Here is a 15,763-nt window from a genome sequence, read left to right on the forward strand (position 1 = left end):
GATCAGCCGCGGCGCATCGCGTTCAGGAATCCCGGCCAGTCCGGAAACAGTCCCCGATCGACGATCTCGATCCGCACCCCGACGGGATCGATGTAGTAGGCGAACTGAGAGAGTTCGTCACCGGTGGGCCGGGCCTCCAACCGAAAGCCCGAGGACTCCAGTTGAGCGGCGGCCGACGCGAGATCATCGACCCAGTAGCCGAGGTGATGGGCGGCCTGTCCCGGTGCGGCGGTCCACACCGACCCGGGCACCGCTTGGACCAGTTCCAGATGCGGGGCCTGCAGCGAATAGACGAAGGAGAACGGCACATCCATCTCATTCCCGTCGGCGGTCACCGACAGGGTGGCCTGCACCGGCTGGGTCCATTCGTATCCGGCGGCCGCGGTCAGCCGTGCCGCGGCTGCCTCCACGTCATCGACGATCAGTCCGACGTGATAGAGATCATCCGGGTTCACTGTGCACTCTCCAGTTCGATGTCGAATGCCTCGAGATAGTCGGCGAAGATCGGGGTCAACTCCTCGACGGTGAGGCCGTACTCGTCGAGCGTGTACGCGTTCTTGCCGTATCGGTCCTGGGGGTGATCGGCCAGCCAGTTCTGCATGCTCGCTTCGGTGTCCGCCTCCAGCGGATCGCCGGACCACTCATAAATGCGGCGCATGACGCCCATCGGGTCGGCCATCATCTCGTGGTAGTACATGTCGAAGAACCGATCGTCGCCGATCCGCGCGCGGGTCCGCAGGGGGCGCGCGACGTGTTGGCTCATCTGTTCTTTGAGGTTGGTCGCCCACTCGACCTCGGCTTGAGCTTCGGGGTGCAGGACCATGCTCTTGGGCAGTTTCAGCAGATTGCCCAACGACCCGGTGGCCCTGTACGGATCACGGTGGGCCCAGATGAACCGGGCATCGGGGAACACCTGCAGGAGGGCCTCGATGTGCACCGAATGCGACGGCATCTTCAGGCTCCAGGTGCCGGGCGCTTTCGATTGCAGCACTTGAAGATAGCGCTTCTGATACTCATAGGTGCTGGTCATGTCCGCCTCGTTGAGCAGCCACCGGGCGTAGCGCGGCGTCGCCAGGAAAGCATCCCACGACAGCCCCTTGAAGTCCTGGTTGTGGATGAACATGCATTCGGTGGGGCCGTCGGCGTCCTCCCAGTGTGGCAGCGACATATTCGCCGCCTTCACCATCTCCAGGATCTGCTGTTGTTGTGCGAGCAGTTCCAGACAGCGTGGGTCACTGCGCAACGCATCTGCGGTGGGTGGCGGCACCGGGGTCATGCACTCCCAGTGCAACAGGGACCGGCGGTGCGGATCCTGGTCGAGCAGGTAGCTGATCACCGTGGTCCCGGTGCGGGGCATACCGATGGTGAAGATCGGGCGCTGCACGGGAGTGTCGAGAACCTCGGGATGGTGCTGGATGTAGTCGTGGATCTGCAGCCGCCGCTCCAGCGCCTTGGCCGCGTCGTCGATGATGCGTTCTCGACCGGGACCGGTGAAGGCCGGTGAGGAGTTCAGCTCGTCGAGCACGATGGCGAGGCCTTCACGCCAGGAATCGGAGTCGATGTCGACCAGGCCGGAGCGTCGCGCGGCCAGCTTGAGAACGTCGTCGGGTGTGCGCACTTCGTCGAATTCACTCATACACCAGCCTCTTTCAGACAGTCAGGTAGCCGCCGTCGACGGCGATCGTGGTTCCGGTGATATAGCGGGCGGCGTTGCTGGACAGGAACAGCACCGCCGGCGAGACCTCGTCGGCCATGCCCATTCGGTTCATCGGGATATGCCGCAGTTCTGGCTCGAGCATCTCCGGGATGTCGAGTACCGGGTGCGTCAACCTGGTGTCGATCAGTCCGGGAGCCACGGCGTTGACCCGGATCTCGTCCTCGACCCACCGGCGCGCCAGGTTCTTGGTGAAGGCCACCATTCCCGCCTTGGACGAACTGTAGGCGGGAACGTTGACCGCCGAGACGAACGCCGACATCGACACCGTGGTGACCACACTGGCACCACCCGGCACCGTGCTGGCCTTCAACAGCTCGTGGCAGGCGAGGGTGAGCCGCACATGGGCGAACAGGTTGACCTCCACCGATCCGGCGTAGCCGTCCGCGTCCCACTCGTCGGCGTGGCCGGCGTACGGGCCACCGGCGTTGTTGACCAGCACGTCGAGATTCCCCAGGGACGCCGCGAGGTCGTCGATGGCGGCCTTATCCGACATCTGGCACTGCCGGAACTGCAACCCGGTCAGGTCGACCTCGGGATAGTCGCCGGCCGACGCCCTGGTCCCGGTGACCGTGACGCTGGCCCCGGCACCGGCGAAGTCGCGGGCAACGGCGTGGCCGATGCCGCTGGTCCCACCGGTCACCAGCACGTGACAGCCGGTGAAGTCGTAGGAGACGTCGTTCGTGATCGCAGTCATTCAGTGTTTCCTCAAGTCGTTGATCGATTTTGTGAGCCAAGCCTTTTCCCAGAAGTTCTCGGTGCCCGCGCGTAACGCCTCGTGCGCTTCGGCAGCCGCTGCGCGCGCCCCGGTGTGTGTCGGCTCGACGGCGAGCACCAGATCGGTCAGGTGGATCGCCTGCACCGGGCGGCCGGCATCGAGGTGGGTGCGCGCCGCCGCCACCAGCGAGCCCGCTCCGGCGGCCGCGACGACATCGGGTGCGACGGAATCTGCTGGCACTCCGTATAACTCGGTGGTCGACCGGTGCCGAAACCATCCGGTGTACATCTCCCAGATCGCCCGCACATTCCAGGAGGTCTTGCCGTAGCCCTCGCCGATATCGAGGTGCTGGGGAACCTTCACCTCTCTCATGGCGGTGTGCAGGTCGGCTCCGGAGTTCATCAATTCGACGGTGCGATCGTGTACGGCCTGCATGGCATCACGCATCGCCGTCACCTCTTCGGTGATGAGATCGGCGCCGATGATCGGGTCGAAGTGGCCGGTGATCAGCATTTCGGGCCGGTAGTCGAGCACCGTGTTCAGGGACTCGATGTAGAGGATCGGATCGCGGTAACGGTCGCCGCGGATGGTCATCAGGTTCGGCACGTGTCCGAACAGCGGACCGAACAGGTTGCCGGTGAAAAGGATTCGATCATCGGGTAGCCACATCACCAGCGAGTCCGTGGTCTCACCGCCGGGTGTCCAGGTCAGTTCGAAGCGTCGACCGCCCACGTCGAACCGGCGCTCAAGGTCGAAGGTGGTGGTGGGTTCGGGGAAGGAGAAGTCGATGGATGCCGCATCGACGGTCTTCAGATGCTCGGCGACGGCGTCGGAGAACTTCTGGAAGGCAAACGATGTCTTGGGCACCCGGTAGCCCATCAACTGGGCATTGTCTTCACGCCAATAGCGGTAGTTGCGATGCATCACCACATCGGTCTCGGGATCACGCAGTGCGTTGACAGCTCCCCAGTGGTCGGCATGCCCCTGAGTGATGACGATGCTGCGGGTGGGTCCGGCGATCTCGGCGAAGGCTTTCGCGCGCAGATGTCCTTCGAACACCAACCCGGCGTTGACGATCACGCGACCGTCATCCGTGCCGATCGCGTAGGCGTTGGAAACCCCGGGGGACATCCAGATGTCGTTGCCGAGCGGGATCGCCGGTGTGTCAGTTGCGGATTCGAGGTCATCGGCACCGGGCCGCCTGCGGTGAATCCCGGCCATCACTACCTCCTCTATGGTTATAGAGGCTGATCCTCTAGAACCATAGAGGTAAAGTCAATAGCCGAAAGGGCGACAGTGAGGACGACGGGTATGGGGTTGCGGGGTTTGTCGGGAAAGGTCGTGGTCGTGGCGGGCGGGGGCAGCGGCCTCGGTGCCGCGACCGCCATGCGGTTGGCGCAGGAGGGCTGCCGCGTTGTGGTCGGAGACGTCGCCGAGGAAGCGTCCGTCGAGATCGTGCAGCGCATCGTCAACGCCGGCGGGACGGCGGTGCCGGTCGTCTTCGATCTCGCCGATCCTTCGTCGGTCGCCGACCTCATCGGCGCCGCGGTGGAAACCTTCGGCGCGCTGGACCTGCTCTTCAACGTGGGGGCCGATATGTCCACCCTCCGCGCCGACACCGACGTGGTGGACATCGACCTCGATGTCTGGGATCGGGTGATGACGGTCAGCCTGCGCGGCTACCTCGCGGCGATGAAACACGCGATTCCGGCGATGCTGCAGCAGGGCGGCGGCGCGATCGTCAACATGTCCTCAGCCGCGGCATTCCAGGGAGAGCCGGCCCGACCCGCCTACGCCACCGCCAAGGCCGGAATCGGCGCGCTCACCCGCCACGTGGCGTCCCGGTGGGGAAAGGAGGGAATCCGTTGCAACGCTGTCGCTCCGGGATTCACCGCAACCGAAACGATCCGTAACGCACCACAGTGGCCCGACCTGGAGGCCGCCGCGTTGCGGCGCATCCGCAGCACCCGCGTCGGCCAACCGGCCGACGTCGCCGCACTCGTGGCGTTCCTGCTCTCCGATGAGGGAGAATGGATCAACGGTCAAGTCGTCAACATCGACGGCGGCACCGTGTTGCGCTGAACCGCAGTGGTGCGCTGACAACCGACACGACAATGGACACCGACACTTCCTCAACACGCAAACGCGACGGCGAGCAGCGACGTCGCGAACTGTGCGATGCGGCAATCGAGGTGTTGGCTCAGCACGGCTCACGGGGCCTGACCCACGCCCAAGTCGACCGTTATGCCAACGTCCCCGAAGGCACCACCTCGTACTACTTCCGCACCCGGGCCGCGCTGCTGCGCGGGGTCGGAAAGCGCGTCGCTGAAATCGATCTGGCCAACCTGCGCTCGGTCACCGAGCATCCCCTTGATCCGCAGGTGCCGTTCGCCCATCTCGCCGAGCTGACCCTCATGCAGGCCGACGGCGCCGGCCTGGCACTCAACCGGGCACGCCACGAGCTGATGCTGAACAATATGCGCGACCCCGAACTGGCCACAGCCTCGGCAAAGGTGGTCGGTCGAACGATCGAGCTTGCCCAAGACGCCATCGCGCACCTGCAGCCTGAAACCGCCGACCCCCAACTGCTGGACGCGCAGACAACCGCCGTCACCACTTACATCACCGGCGTGTTCACCCGGCTGGCCGCCGGTGACCGCACCTTCAACGATGCCGGCCGACTCGCCCGCCAACTGGAAGCCATCACCACCGCAATCGCTCGGGAGTATCGCACCGCGTCGCCGGAGGACAGCTGAACACGGTGACGTAAGGCGCCGAGCGGTCAGCGGCGCTTGGGCGTGTAGCGCACCGGCAGGGTCGCCAGTCCAGACGTCAGACTGGTCGCCGCCCACGTCTCGGGTCCGGCCTGTTCGATATCGGGCAGCCGGGTGAGCAACTCACGGATCATCACCGAGCCCTCGGCCCTGCCCAGGTGCGAGCCGACGCAGAAGTGCGGGCCGCCGCCACCGAAAGCCAGGTGGTCACCGCGTTTACGGTCGATGTCGAACGCCTCGGGATCGTCGTAGACGCTCTCGTCCCGGTTGCCTGAACCGTAGTAGATCACCACCTTCTCCCCCTCGGCGATGGGCTGGCCGGCCAGCTCGGTGTCCCGCGTGGCCAGCCTGCGGATGTAGACCACCGGTGAGAGCAGCCGCAGCATCTCCTCGATGGCGCCGGGCAGCCGGGCGTCCAGGTCCGCGACCAGACGGCGACGTACGTCGGGATGATCGAAGAGCAGCTTCATCCCGCCGGAGATCAGATTGCGCGACGTGTCGAGGCTGCCGTCGCTGAGCAGGATGAAGTTGCCCAGGAACTCAATATCGGTGATCGGGCGACCGTCGACCTCCATGTTCGCGTACGCGCTCAGTACATCGTCTGCTGGATCAGCCCTTTTCGCCGCCAGCGCCTCGAGGCCCATCGAGGCCATTTCGACGAACGACGATTGGAACGCGGCCTCCCCCACCACATCTGGTGAGCTGTGCGTGATCATGAACAACTCGTGCAGCCGATGTCCGTGTTCGCGCGGGATTCCCAGCAGTGCGGCAGCGGTGTAACCGGCCATTCGGCCGGCGATATCGACCAGATCGCATTCACCGTCCCCCGCCACCTCGTCGACGATGCCGGCGGCCAGGCGCTGCAGGTCGGGAACCATGTGCTTGACGCGCGGCGGAATCAACCGGGGTGCAATGATTTTGCGGAACTGCAGGTGCCGCGCCCCGTCCATCGAGAGGAATCCGACCTCGATCTGCGCATCGGCGATGCCGACAGACGGGGCGGACTGGAACAGCTCCGGGTGATGCTCCACATAGCGGATGTCGGCATTGCGCGTGACCGCCCAGAAATGCCCGCCGTCGGGGTCGGGGTGCGGGTAGACCGGGGCGTTCGCCCGCAGCCACCGATACTGATCGAAGGGATGGCCCTTGCTGAACGACTTCGCCGAGTAGAGATCGATCGGTATGTCCGGCGCCTCGACGTTGAGGGTGTCGGTCATCTGAACCTCCGCACTGGTCAGCCTGTGGAATAACATAGCAAGGTTTCAAGGCCATTTACGGCGGTTTCCCGCGACCAAGCGCCGCCGACAGCCGCTTACGATCGACGAATGTAGCCATATTCAACGGTCCGGCCCGTAATGTCGCGGTATGGCCGAACAGACCGCGGCGCACCCACTGCGCGACCGGTGCGCCATCGTCGGGATCGGCGCCACCGATTTCAGCAGGAAGTCCGGTCGCACCGAACTGGCCTTGGCCGCAGCCGCCGCAACCGCGGCCCTCGCCGACGCCGGCTTGTCCCCGGCCGACATCGACGGCATCGTCCGGTGCGAACAGGACACCGTCCGCCACAACGACCTCGCCGATGCGCTCGGCCTTCCGCTGCTGACGTACTGGGGCTCGACCGGCACCGGCGGCTCGGCGCCTGCCGGAATGATCGCTCAGGCATGCGCGGCGATAGCGTCCGGTCTGGCCACCACCGTGCTCGTCTTCCGCTCGCTCAACGGGCGTTCCGGTGTCCGCTTCGGCCGCGGCCGGCGGGACCGTCGTCCGGTCGGTGGTAACGGCTCCTACGACGAGTTCTTCCTTCCGTATGGCCTCATGGCACCCGGGCAGATGTTCGCCCTGATCGCGCGGCGCCACATGATCGAATACGGAACGCTGCCAGAACACCTCGGCGCCATTGCACTGGCCTGCCGGGAGCACGCCAATGCCAATCCCGCCGCCCAGATGTACGGCCGGCCCATGACGCTGGCCGACTACCTCGACTCCCGTCCGATCGCCGACCCGCTGCGCCTCTACGACTACTGCCTGGAGACCGATGGGGCGTGCGCGGTGGTGGTGACCTCCGCCGAGCGAGCCCGCGACTCCGCCGCGCCGGCGGTGTCCATTCGCGCGGTCGCCCAGGCCGGCGGGGCCGGCCAGCAGCCCGGGCTCGTGTTCCCGGCACTGATGCGTACCGACCCGATGGTGCAGCCATCGGCACGCACCGCCGAAATCCTCTACCGCCGGGCAGGTCTGGGTCCGGCCGATGTCGACGTCGCGCAACTGTACGACTGCTTCACCATCACTGTGCTGCTCCAACTGGAGGAATACGGCTTCGCCGCCAAGGGCGACGGTGGCCCGTTCGCGGCGTCCGGCGCGCTGCGGGTCGGCGGCGCACTGCCCGTCAACACCGCCGGCGGCAACCTCTCCGAGGGCTATCTGCACGGTCTAAACCACGTCGTCGAGGGTGTTCGGCAGATCCGCGGCACCTCGACCAGTCAGGTGGCGGGCGCCGAGGTGTGCCTGGTGACGTCCGGCCTGCCCACCGCGACGGGCGCCCTGCTGCTCACCACCGCCGGATAGGACCACCCGTGCCCGACGCGCCCTCCCCCGTCATCGACGATCCCGACACCGGCGGGTTCTGGCAGGCGCTCCAGCGGGGCGTCCTGGCCGTGCAGTGGTGTGAGGCCTGCTCCGAGTTCATCCACCTGCCCAGACCGCAGTGTCCACGCTGCGCGTCTACGACGCTGCAGTGGCGCGAGGTCAACGGCGCAGGCACCGTGTACTCGTGGACGGTGGTACGTCATCCGGTGCATCCGGCGTTTCCCGTCCCGCACACCCTGGTCCTCGTCGCGCTCCTCGCCGAACCGTCGATCCGCCTGCTGGCCCGCCTCGACGGAACGCCACCGCTGCACGCAGGACAGCCCATGCGGTTCAACCCCCATCCCGATGCGGCCGGGGTGATGCTCGCGCACTGGGAACCCATTCCCGACGACACCGGAGGAATCTGACGTGACCAAGACACTGGACGGCGTTCGCGTGCTGGAGGTGGCGCTCTACGGCTTCGTGCCCGCGGCGGCCAGCGCCCTGGCCGACTGGGGCGCCGATGTCATCAAGATCGAACACCCAGAGACTGGAGATCCGATCCGTGGCCTGTCGGCCTTCGGCGTCAAGCCCGGCGACGGTGGAGTGACGATGCTCTGGGAGGTGCTCAATCGCGGGAAGCGCTGCGCCGGAATTGATATCGCGCACCCCGACGGCTACGCCGCACTGATGGCGCTGGTCGATCAGGCCGACGTCTTCGTGACCAACTTCCTGGGTCCGGCCCGTCAGCGTCTGCGCATCGACGCCGAGCACATCCACGCCCGCAAACCCGACATCATCTACGCCCGGGGCACCGGACATGGCGTGCGCGGACCCGATGCCGACCGTGGCGGCTTCGACGGCATCTCGTACTGGGCGCGCTCCGGACTGGCCACCGCGGCGCGCCCGGTGGACTACGACTATCCGATCAACCTGCCCGGCCCGGCGGTCGGCGACATCCAGGCCGGGCTCAATCTCGCCGGCGGGATCTGCGCGGCGCTGTATCACCGGGCGCAGACCGGTTCCGGCGCTGTCGTCGACGCCTCCCTGTTCGCGGCGGGCCTGTGGGCCATGCAGTCGACCATCGCGGGCAGTTACGTCACCGACCGCGAGCAGCTGCCCCGCGGAGATCGGCGCCACCCGGGCAATCCGCTGGCCAATGTCTACCGCACCGCCGACGACCGGTTCGTCTTCCTCGCCATGCTCGAAGCCGACCGGTACTGGCCCGGTTTCTGCCGTGCGGTGGAGCGTCCGGAGTGGATCGACGATCCTCTGCTCGCGACCGCCAAGAGCCGGTACCGCAACATCGAGACCTGCGTGCAACTACTCGACGAGCTGTTCGCGCAACATCCACTGGCACATTGGAAGTCGGTGCTGGACAGCCAGGAGGGCCAGTGGAGCGTCGTGCAGTCACCGCGGGATACGCTCACCGACCAACAGGCCTGGGACAACGGTTACTTCTCGATGGTCGGCTATGACAACGGTGCGCGGTTACCGCTGGTCCCCGCCCCCGTGCAGTTCGATGAGGCGACAACCGAACTGACCCCGGCACCCGGGCACGGCCAACACACCGATGAGGTGTTGCGGGCGTGCGGCTACAGCGACGAGGACATCCTGAACCTGAAGATCGGCGGCGCCATCACCTGATGCTCAGGCGGTGCGCGGAAAGTGCAGCAGTTCGCGCGCGTTCGCCTCGGCGATCCTCACCACCTCCTCATCGGGCACAGCCGACAACACCTCCGCGGCACGCTTTCGGCAGTTCGGCCAGTTGGAATCCGAATGGGGGAAGTCACTTTCCAGCATGATGCGATCGACGCCGATCTTGTGACGGCTCTCCACGCCGTGCTCGTCGTCGATGAAGCAGGTCCAGAAGTGCTGGTGGAACAACTCCGAGGGCCGGGCATCGAAGTCGATGTCCTGGTAGTACCGGTGGCGTTCCCAGGTGAAGTCGGTGCGCTCGAGCATGTAGGGCACCCAGCCGATCCCACCTTCGGCAAGCGAGAACTTCAGATTCGGGAACTGTTGCAGTTTGCCGGAGAACAGCAGATCGACGGTGGTCCACCAGGAGTTGGTGGCGAAGACCGCGATGGCCACGGCGAACGGCGCGGCCTTGCTCTTCATCGTCTTCGGCGCGAAAGGTGCGCCGGAGAACGAGAATCCCGGTACGTATCCTCCGGCGCCGAAATGCAGCGAAACCGGAAGGTCGGCATCGGAGCATAACTGCCACAGCGGATCCCAATGATCGGTGTGGAACGAGGGCAGCTCGAACACCGACATCGTGTCGGGGAAGGACAGGGTGCGTGCCCCCTTGTCCAGCAGGCGCTGCGCTTCGGCCACCGTCGCCTCGATGTCCCAGAACGGCAGGATGCCCAACGGGATGTACCGGTCGGGGGCCGTGGCACACCATTCGTCGATGTAGAAGTCGTTCCACGCCTGGATGCAGAGCCGGGCGAGTTCTTTGTCCCTGCCGTGAAAGAAGGTGCTGCCCGCGAAACCCGGGAAGGACGGGAAGCACAGTGCCGCCTGAACCCCGTCGACATCCATGTCCTTGACCCGCAGCGCGGGGTCATAGCAACCCGGGATCATGTCCTCGTATCGGACCGGGTCCACCCCCCAGTCCGCACGGGGCTTACCGGCCACCGCATTCAGTCCGATGGTGGCGAACCGGGTGTCGTTGTAATGCCACAGCTGGGCGCTGCCGACTTCCCTGATCTGCGGTGCGTCGTCGCGCCAGCGGGCGGGCAGCCGGTCCAACCACACACGTGGGTGTTCCACGAGGTGATCGTCGACGGAGATGATCTGGTGGCTGTCCTGAAGCGGCATGGCATCCTCCTGGGGCCGGGCTACCGGCGACCTACCGAACATACTCATATTTGGGGCGGATCGGGAAGAGCTCCACCCGTCGTCTGACGAGGTAGCCTGAATACCCCACTGTTCGAAAGAGGTGCATGCATGCAGATCGGGCTCTGCCGATGACCATCGACGCGCTGGCCACTCCCCATCCCGCACGGCAGGAGTTGGTCGCCCGGACACGGCGCGGCAAGATCTCACTGGCCATCGCCCAGGACATCGTCCGGCAGATCGCCCTGGATCGGCTGGTCCCCGGCAGCCCGCTGCCCACCGAGCAGGCGATGGCCGCCGAATTCGGAGTCGGACGGGCATCCATCCGCGAGGCACTGCGCGTGCTGGAGTTGCAGGGCATCGTCGAGATCCGCCGGGGCAACGGTGGCGGGCCGGTGGTCGGCCACCGGGGGCCGCAACGCTTCGGCGAGACGATGACGATGCACCTGCAGCTGGCCCGGGCCACCATGGGCGACGTCAACTCGGCGATGATCCAGCTCGAACCGCTGTCGGCCGAACGGGCCGCGCTGCGAGTACGCAACGGATCGGCGGACCCGCAGGCCGTGGCCGAAATGGTCGAAGAGACGAGGCGCGGGATGGCACGGGTGACCGAACAAACCCTGTCCAGCCAGGACTACGTCGACTCGGGCAGCCGTTTCCATCTGCTGGTCCGCGACATCGATCCCAATCCGGTGCTCGATCTGCTCACCGAATCGGTGAGCCACATCTTCGCCAGCCGCACGGCCGGCGGCGGGGCCAACCATTTCAGTAAGGACACCCGGACCCGCCTGCACTTCGACCACATTCGGATCGCGGATGCCATCCAAGGCGGGGACGCCGAGACCGCACGCGGCCTGATGCGCGACCACATGGAATCGGCCGCCCAGGCGATCTTCGAGGTTGCCCCCGAACTGGCCGACCATCTCGTCGACTGGCAGTGACACTCAGAGGCTTCGCCGTGCCGTACCCCGGTAACCGAAGAACCTTTCGAAGTTCTCGTCGGTGATCCGGCCGCGGAAGTTGCGCTCGGCGGCCTCCTCCAGAAGTCGCAGCCGACGCTGCACCGCAGGGCGGGCCGGGTCGTTATCCGCCAGCCCGGCGATGGTCGCACGCTCCTCGGTGATCTCTCGGTGCAGTCGCGCACCGGCCTCGCCGAAGGTCAGCAGATCGTGGTCTTCTTCGATCTCGCGGCGTGGCGGGCGGTCAGGCATTGCAGAATCCGGCGTCGACGGGCAGACAGACCCCACTGATATAGCGGGCCTCGTCGGAGACCAGCCAGGCCACCGCATTTGCGACATCGTCGGGTTGCAGCACGTCGATTCCGGGCAGCACATTGCGCATATTGCCGATGGGATTGTCGGCCACCGTGCCGATCCAGTCGACAAAGGCCCGATTGCGCGTCATCCCTGAATCGACACCCGTCGGCAGTATGGCATTGACCCGAATACCCTTGGGGCCGAGTAGATTCGCGAACAGCCGCAACAGGCCAAGGATTCCAGCCTTGGCCGCGGTATAGCCATCGAGCCCGCCCCAGCCGCCCGTGAACCCCCTCACCGCAGCCGTGGAGCTGGTCAGCACCACCGATCCCGGGCGCCCGGCCTCGACGAGCGCCGGTGTCGTCGCCTTGATGGTGTTCCACACGCCGACAAGCATGATGTCCACCGCGTCGCGGAAGGCCCGTGCCTCGTCGACGTCCGACGGGTAGGCGCAGCCGCCGGCATTGGCGATCACGATGTCAGCGCAGCCCACTCCGAGTTCGGCGGTCCCCGCCGAAAACGCCTGCTGCAGTTGCTCCAGCTCCCGGACATCGGCGACCTGCAGGCTGGCGCGACGTCCCTGCTTCTTCACCAGTCGACAGGTCTCCTCCAAGTCGTCGCGGGTCCCCATCGGGTACGGAATGGTGGCGATGTCGGCGCACACGTCGACGGCGATCACATCGGAACCGTCGGCGGCCAGCCGGACCGCATGCGCTCGGCCCTGGCCCCGGGCTGCGCCGGTGATGAATGCGACCCGCGGCGCCTGAGCCATATCGGGGCACCTTTCACTCGAAATGTTCGACTGTTCGGGTAAAGCTACGACGGACGGACCGGCATCGGCAAGCGCGCCCTTGGATATTGGTCTGAGTTCATCGGGTGCGGGGTAGACCGCCGCGGCGTCCGGCAGCCACTCTGCCAACAGTGGACCTGGTGACCGTGCGAGGACCGCGACCCGCAGAATGGTCTCGCGCAGACTGGTACGCGCAACGAAGCGCAATGGAGGAACGGTGCCGGATAGCAGCCCTGTGGCCGAATACGACTACATCATCGTGGGCGCGGGCAGCGCGGGCTGCCTGCTCGCCAATCGGCTCAGCGCCAACCCGGATCACCGGGTGTTGTTGATCGAGGCCGGCGGCAGGGACAACTGGTTCTGGATCAAGATCCCGGTGGGTTATCTGTACACCATCGCCAACCCCCGCACCGACTGGTGTTTCACCACCGAGCCCGATCCCGGTCTGGCCGACCGCAGCATCATCTACGCGCGGGGCCGGGTGATCGGCGGCTGCTCATCGATCAACGCCATGATCCACATGCGCGGGCAGGCCAGCGATTACGAGCTCTGGGCGCAGGCCACCGGCGACGACCGATGGCTCTGGGGCGGCCCCGACGGCCAGACCCTGGACATCTACAAGGAGTTGGAGAACTACTTCGGCGGCGCCGACGAATGGCACGGCGACAGTGGTGAGATCCGGGTCGAGCGGCCGCGGGTGCGCTGGAAGATCCTCGACGCCTGGCAGGACGGGGCTGCCGAACTGGGCATTGCGCCGATCGAGGAGTTCAACCGGGGCGACAACTCCGGCAGCGCCTATTTTCACGTCAACCAGAGACGCGGTCGGCGCTGGTCGATGGCCGACGCCTTCCTGCACCCGATCTCGCACCGCCCCAACCTCACCGTCTACACCCACACCCAGGCCCTGAAGCTGCTGATGGACGATCAGGTCCAGGAGAATCAGCGCCGCGGCGCCTGGACCACCGCCCAGCACCGCGTCACCGGCGTGCGACTGCTCAAAGACGGCCAGACCGTGGACGTCCACGCACGCCGGGAGGTGATCCTGAGCGCAGGCGCCATCGGCTCACCACACCTCATGCAGGTCTCGGGCCTGGGACCCGCCGGGCTGCTCACCGAACACCAGGTGCCGGTGGCCGTCGATCTGCCCGGAGTCGGCGAGAACCTCCAGGATCACCTGCAGATCCGATCCGTCTACCGGGTGAAAGGCGCACGCACCGTCAACACGCTCTACCGGAACTGGATCACCCGTGCGGGCATGGGAATCCAGTACATGGTGATGAGATCGGGGCCCATGACGATGCCGCCGTCCACCCTCGGTGCCTTCGCCAAGAGCGACCCCTCGCTGGCCAGTCCTGATCTCGAGTGGCATGTGCAGCCGTTGTCTCTGCCCAAGTTCGGCGAGCCTCTGCACCCCTACGGCGCCATCACTCCGTCAGTCTGCAACCTGCGCCCCACCTCGCGCGGCCATGTGCGGATGGCCACCGCGGATCCTCTGACCAGCCCCAAGATCTTCTGCAACTACCTGTCCACGGACGCCGATCGCGAAACTGCCGTGCGCGGGCTCCGGATGACCCGGCAGATCATGGCGGCACCGGCCTTGGCGCGCTACCACCCGCGGGAGGTGCTTCCCGGCCCGCAACTGGTCAGCGACGACGATTTGCAGACGGCGGCCCGTGAACTGGGCACCACCATCTTTCATCCGGTGGGCACCTGCGCGATGGGCGCCTTCGACGGACGCGGTCTGCCGCGGTCGGCCGCCACGGTGCTCGACACCGACTGCCGGGTCTTCGGCGTCGCCGGTCTTCGGGTGGCTGACGCTTCGGCGATGCCCGCCATCACCTCGGGCAACACCAACGCCCCGGTCATGCTGATCGCCGAGCGCGCAGCGCGGGCAATCTTGAAAATGACTCGTTTTCACTTGTAGCGCAGCACTTTTCCGCCTGTGCTCGCTAACACAGCCGGTCGTGTAGAACAGTGCTCCACCGACAACGACGTCTGATCCGGAATAAACCCCGCCCCCGATGACTTGGCTCAAGGGTCGCCTCTCCCCCGACCCAGGAGCATTCATGACCCGCCCAATCCGCGTCGCCGTGCAGATTCAGCCCGGTGGTGCGCCCGACTACCGCACCTGGCGTGACGCCGTGCTGGCCGCTGACGATCTCGGCGTCGACGTGATCTTCGGCTACGACCACTTTCACCGCCCCGCGCTGGACGCCATCGTCGACGGCAAACCCATCCAGTCGGAGCGCCAGCCCGATGTCGCCAATTTTGAGGGCTGGACCGCCCTGGCGTCGTGGGGCGAGATCACCTCACATGCCGAGATCGGACTTCTCGTCACCGGTGTCGGCTACCGCAACCCGGACCTGCTCGCAGACATGGCGCGCACCGTCGACCACATCAGCGGAGGCCGGCTCATCCTCGGCCTTGGCGCGGGGTGGTACGAAAAGGACTACACCACATACGGTTACGAATTCGGCACCTTCGGCTCCCGCTTCGATCTGTTCGATGAGAGCCTGTTGCGTATCGAGAACCGGCTCGCCGCACTGATCCCGCCACCGGTGCGCAGGATACCGATCCTCATCGGCGGCACGGGCCCCAAGCGTTCGCTGCCCGCCGTTGCCCGGCACGCCGACATCTGGCACGCATTCGCCGAACTCGACACATTCCGCAGAGCCAGCGACCGCGTCGATGCGCTGGCAGAGACGTTCGGACGCGACGGCGCCGACATCGAACGCTCGACACTCTGGCAGGACGCCGACAGTGCCGATGCCTTCCGCGAGGCAGGCGTCACGCTGTTCCAGACCGAACTCACCGCCGACGACGGTTACGACCTCACGCCACTCAAGCAGGTGCTCACCTGGCGCGACAACGGATGACGTCCCGCTCTCAGCATCCGGGCGGTGCGTATCGGCCCCGAGCAGCCGTCAAGGGGCGGACAATGGGCCCATGTCCACGGTGTTCTGGATAGTCATCGCGGTGCTCGCCATCGGGACGATCGCCGGTGGCCTGCTGCGGATGCGCGCCTGGCTGCGGAAACCCGCCCCGCCCGAGGTGATCGAGGCCGCGCGCCGTCGAGAGGAAGAAGACGAATAGGGCGCCCGCGTTCCT

General features: G+C 66.2%; 17 protein-coding genes. 9 read left to right on the top strand and 8 right to left on the bottom strand.

What is annotated here, in order from left to right:
* Nucleotides 1–2 precede the first annotated feature (2 nt).
* Genes A5727_RS24765 through A5727_RS24780 form a run of 4 tightly spaced genes read right to left on the bottom strand, consistent with a single transcriptional unit; the run spans nt 3 to nt 3,653 of the window.
* Nucleotides 3–455 (bottom strand): VOC family protein, encoded by a 453-nt coding sequence (locus A5727_RS24765; protein WP_068256799.1) that lies wholly within the window; start codon nt 453–455, stop codon nt 3–5.
* Complete coding sequence (locus A5727_RS24770) at nt 452–1,636, bottom strand: sulfotransferase family protein (RefSeq protein WP_068256803.1); 1,185 nt, start codon at nt 1,634–1,636, stop codon at nt 452–454. Before A5727_RS24770 ends, A5727_RS24765 begins: the two co-directional genes overlap by 4 nt.
* A gap of 13 nt (nt 1,637–1,649) precedes the next feature.
* Nucleotides 1,650–2,411, bottom strand: a complete 762-nt coding sequence (locus tag A5727_RS24775; RefSeq protein ID WP_068256804.1) for an SDR family NAD(P)-dependent oxidoreductase — start codon at nt 2,409–2,411, stop codon at nt 1,650–1,652.
* Nucleotides 2,412–3,653, bottom strand: coding sequence for an alkyl sulfatase dimerization domain-containing protein (locus tag A5727_RS24780; RefSeq protein ID WP_068256805.1), 1,242 nt, complete (start codon nt 3,651–3,653; stop codon nt 2,412–2,414). It lies immediately after the preceding gene.
* 90 nt (nt 3,654–3,743) lie between these two features.
* On the opposite strand from A5727_RS24780, the gene A5727_RS24785 reads away from it, so the two are divergent.
* Together A5727_RS24785 and A5727_RS24790 are read left to right on the top strand one after the other, a co-directional pair.
* Complete coding sequence (locus A5727_RS24785; protein WP_068256811.1) at nt 3,744–4,514, top strand: SDR family NAD(P)-dependent oxidoreductase; 771 nt, start codon at nt 3,744–3,746, stop codon at nt 4,512–4,514.
* 32 nt (nt 4,515–4,546) lie between these two features.
* The gene (locus A5727_RS24790) at nt 4,547–5,188 is read left to right on the top strand and encodes a TetR/AcrR family transcriptional regulator (RefSeq protein WP_068256814.1); all 642 of its coding nucleotides are present in this window, start codon (nt 4,547–4,549) and stop codon (nt 5,186–5,188) included.
* Nucleotides 5,189–5,214: 26 nt separating this feature from the next.
* Here the strand turns inward: A5727_RS24790 and A5727_RS24795 are convergent, their stop codons facing one another.
* Nucleotides 5,215–6,423, bottom strand: coding sequence for a cytochrome P450 (locus A5727_RS24795; protein WP_068257116.1), 1,209 nt, complete (start codon nt 6,421–6,423; stop codon nt 5,215–5,217).
* 148 nt (nt 6,424–6,571) lie between these two features.
* On the opposite strand from A5727_RS24795, the gene A5727_RS24800 reads away from it, so the two are divergent.
* Genes A5727_RS24800 through A5727_RS24810 form a run of 3 tightly spaced genes read left to right on the top strand, consistent with a single transcriptional unit; the run spans nt 6,572 to nt 9,415 of the window.
* Nucleotides 6,572–7,768, top strand: a complete 1,197-nt coding sequence (locus tag A5727_RS24800; protein WP_068256817.1) for a thiolase C-terminal domain-containing protein — start codon at nt 6,572–6,574, stop codon at nt 7,766–7,768.
* Nucleotides 7,769–7,776: 8 nt separating this feature from the next.
* On the top strand, nt 7,777–8,196 hold the full coding sequence (locus tag A5727_RS24805) for a Zn-ribbon domain-containing OB-fold protein (RefSeq protein WP_082950018.1): 420 nt from the start codon (nt 7,777–7,779) through the stop codon (nt 8,194–8,196).
* A gap of 1 nt (nt 8,197) precedes the next feature.
* On the top strand, nt 8,198–9,415 hold the full coding sequence (locus A5727_RS24810; protein ID WP_068256819.1) for a CaiB/BaiF CoA transferase family protein: 1,218 nt from the start codon (nt 8,198–8,200) through the stop codon (nt 9,413–9,415).
* A gap of 3 nt (nt 9,416–9,418) precedes the next feature.
* On the opposite strand, the gene A5727_RS24815 is transcribed toward A5727_RS24810, so the two are convergent.
* Nucleotides 9,419–10,591, bottom strand: a complete 1,173-nt coding sequence (locus A5727_RS24815) for an amidohydrolase family protein (protein ID WP_068256821.1) — start codon at nt 10,589–10,591, stop codon at nt 9,419–9,421.
* Nucleotides 10,592–10,716: 125 nt separating this feature from the next.
* Here A5727_RS24815 and A5727_RS24820 point away from each other — a divergent pair, with 125 nt between their 5' ends.
* Entirely contained in the window at nt 10,717–11,550 is an 834-nt protein-coding gene (locus tag A5727_RS24820) for a FadR/GntR family transcriptional regulator (protein WP_068256824.1), read from the top strand.
* A gap of 3 nt (nt 11,551–11,553) precedes the next feature.
* On the opposite strand, the gene A5727_RS24825 is transcribed toward A5727_RS24820, so the two are convergent.
* Both A5727_RS24825 and A5727_RS24830 read right to left on the bottom strand, forming a co-directional pair.
* A complete protein-coding gene (locus A5727_RS24825; protein WP_068256827.1) occupies nt 11,554–11,820 on the bottom strand; it encodes a hypothetical protein in 267 nt (88 codons plus the stop codon).
* The gene (locus tag A5727_RS24830) at nt 11,813–12,862 is read right to left on the bottom strand and encodes a mycofactocin-coupled SDR family oxidoreductase (RefSeq protein WP_353612283.1); all 1,050 of its coding nucleotides are present in this window, start codon (nt 12,860–12,862) and stop codon (nt 11,813–11,815) included. Before A5727_RS24830 ends, A5727_RS24825 begins: the two co-directional genes overlap by 8 nt.
* 28 nt (nt 12,863–12,890) lie before the next feature.
* On the opposite strand from A5727_RS24830, the gene A5727_RS24835 reads away from it, so the two are divergent.
* The 3 genes from A5727_RS24835 to A5727_RS27680 all read left to right on the top strand — a co-directional run bounded on the left by A5727_RS24835 (nt 12,891) and on the right by A5727_RS27680 (nt 15,748).
* Entirely contained in the window at nt 12,891–14,579 is a 1,689-nt protein-coding gene (locus A5727_RS24835) for a GMC family oxidoreductase N-terminal domain-containing protein (RefSeq protein WP_157521564.1), read from the top strand.
* A 142-nt stretch (nt 14,580–14,721) separates the two neighbouring features.
* Complete coding sequence (locus A5727_RS24840; protein WP_068256835.1) at nt 14,722–15,531, top strand: LLM class F420-dependent oxidoreductase; 810 nt, start codon at nt 14,722–14,724, stop codon at nt 15,529–15,531.
* Between the two features lie 70 nt (nt 15,532–15,601).
* Nucleotides 15,602–15,748, top strand: a complete 147-nt coding sequence (locus A5727_RS27680) for a hypothetical protein (RefSeq protein ID WP_157521556.1) — start codon at nt 15,602–15,604, stop codon at nt 15,746–15,748.
* The last annotated feature ends 15 nt before the right edge of the window (nt 15,749–15,763 follow it).

This window comes from Mycobacterium sp. ACS4331 (genome assembly GCF_001667265.1).
Classification (GTDB): domain Bacteria; phylum Actinomycetota; class Actinomycetes; order Mycobacteriales; family Mycobacteriaceae; genus Mycobacterium.

Bases quoted from the DNA above. Each gene is read 5' to 3' on its own strand.
- A5727_RS24770 (WP_068256803.1), bottom strand. From the start codon at position 1,636: ATGAGTGAATTCGACGAAGTGCGCACACCCGACGACGTTCTCAAGCTG.
- A5727_RS24775 (WP_068256804.1), bottom strand. From the start codon at position 2,411: ATGACTGCGATCACGAACGACGTCTCCTACGACTTCACCGGCTGTCAC.
- A5727_RS24780 (WP_068256805.1), bottom strand. From the start codon at position 3,653: ATGGCCGGGATTCACCGCAGGCGGCCCGGTGCCGATGACCTCGAATCC.
- A5727_RS24785 (WP_068256811.1), top strand. From the start codon at position 3,744: ATGGGGTTGCGGGGTTTGTCGGGAAAGGTCGTGGTCGTGGCGGGCGGG.
- A5727_RS24790 (WP_068256814.1), top strand. From the start codon at position 4,547: ATGGACACCGACACTTCCTCAACACGCAAACGCGACGGCGAGCAGCGA.
- A5727_RS24795 (WP_068257116.1), bottom strand. From the start codon at position 6,423: ATGACCGACACCCTCAACGTCGAGGCGCCGGACATACCGATCGATCTC.
- A5727_RS24800 (WP_068256817.1), top strand. From the start codon at position 6,572: ATGGCCGAACAGACCGCGGCGCACCCACTGCGCGACCGGTGCGCCATC.
- A5727_RS24815 (WP_068256821.1), bottom strand. From the start codon at position 10,591: ATGCCGCTTCAGGACAGCCACCAGATCATCTCCGTCGACGATCACCTC.
- A5727_RS24820 (WP_068256824.1), top strand. From the start codon at position 10,717: ATGCATGCAGATCGGGCTCTGCCGATGACCATCGACGCGCTGGCCACT.
- A5727_RS24825 (WP_068256827.1), bottom strand. From the start codon at position 11,820: ATGCCTGACCGCCCGCCACGCCGCGAGATCGAAGAAGACCACGATCTG.
- A5727_RS24840 (WP_068256835.1), top strand. From the start codon at position 14,722: ATGACCCGCCCAATCCGCGTCGCCGTGCAGATTCAGCCCGGTGGTGCG.
- A5727_RS27680 (WP_157521556.1), top strand. From the start codon at position 15,602: ATGTCCACGGTGTTCTGGATAGTCATCGCGGTGCTCGCCATCGGGACG.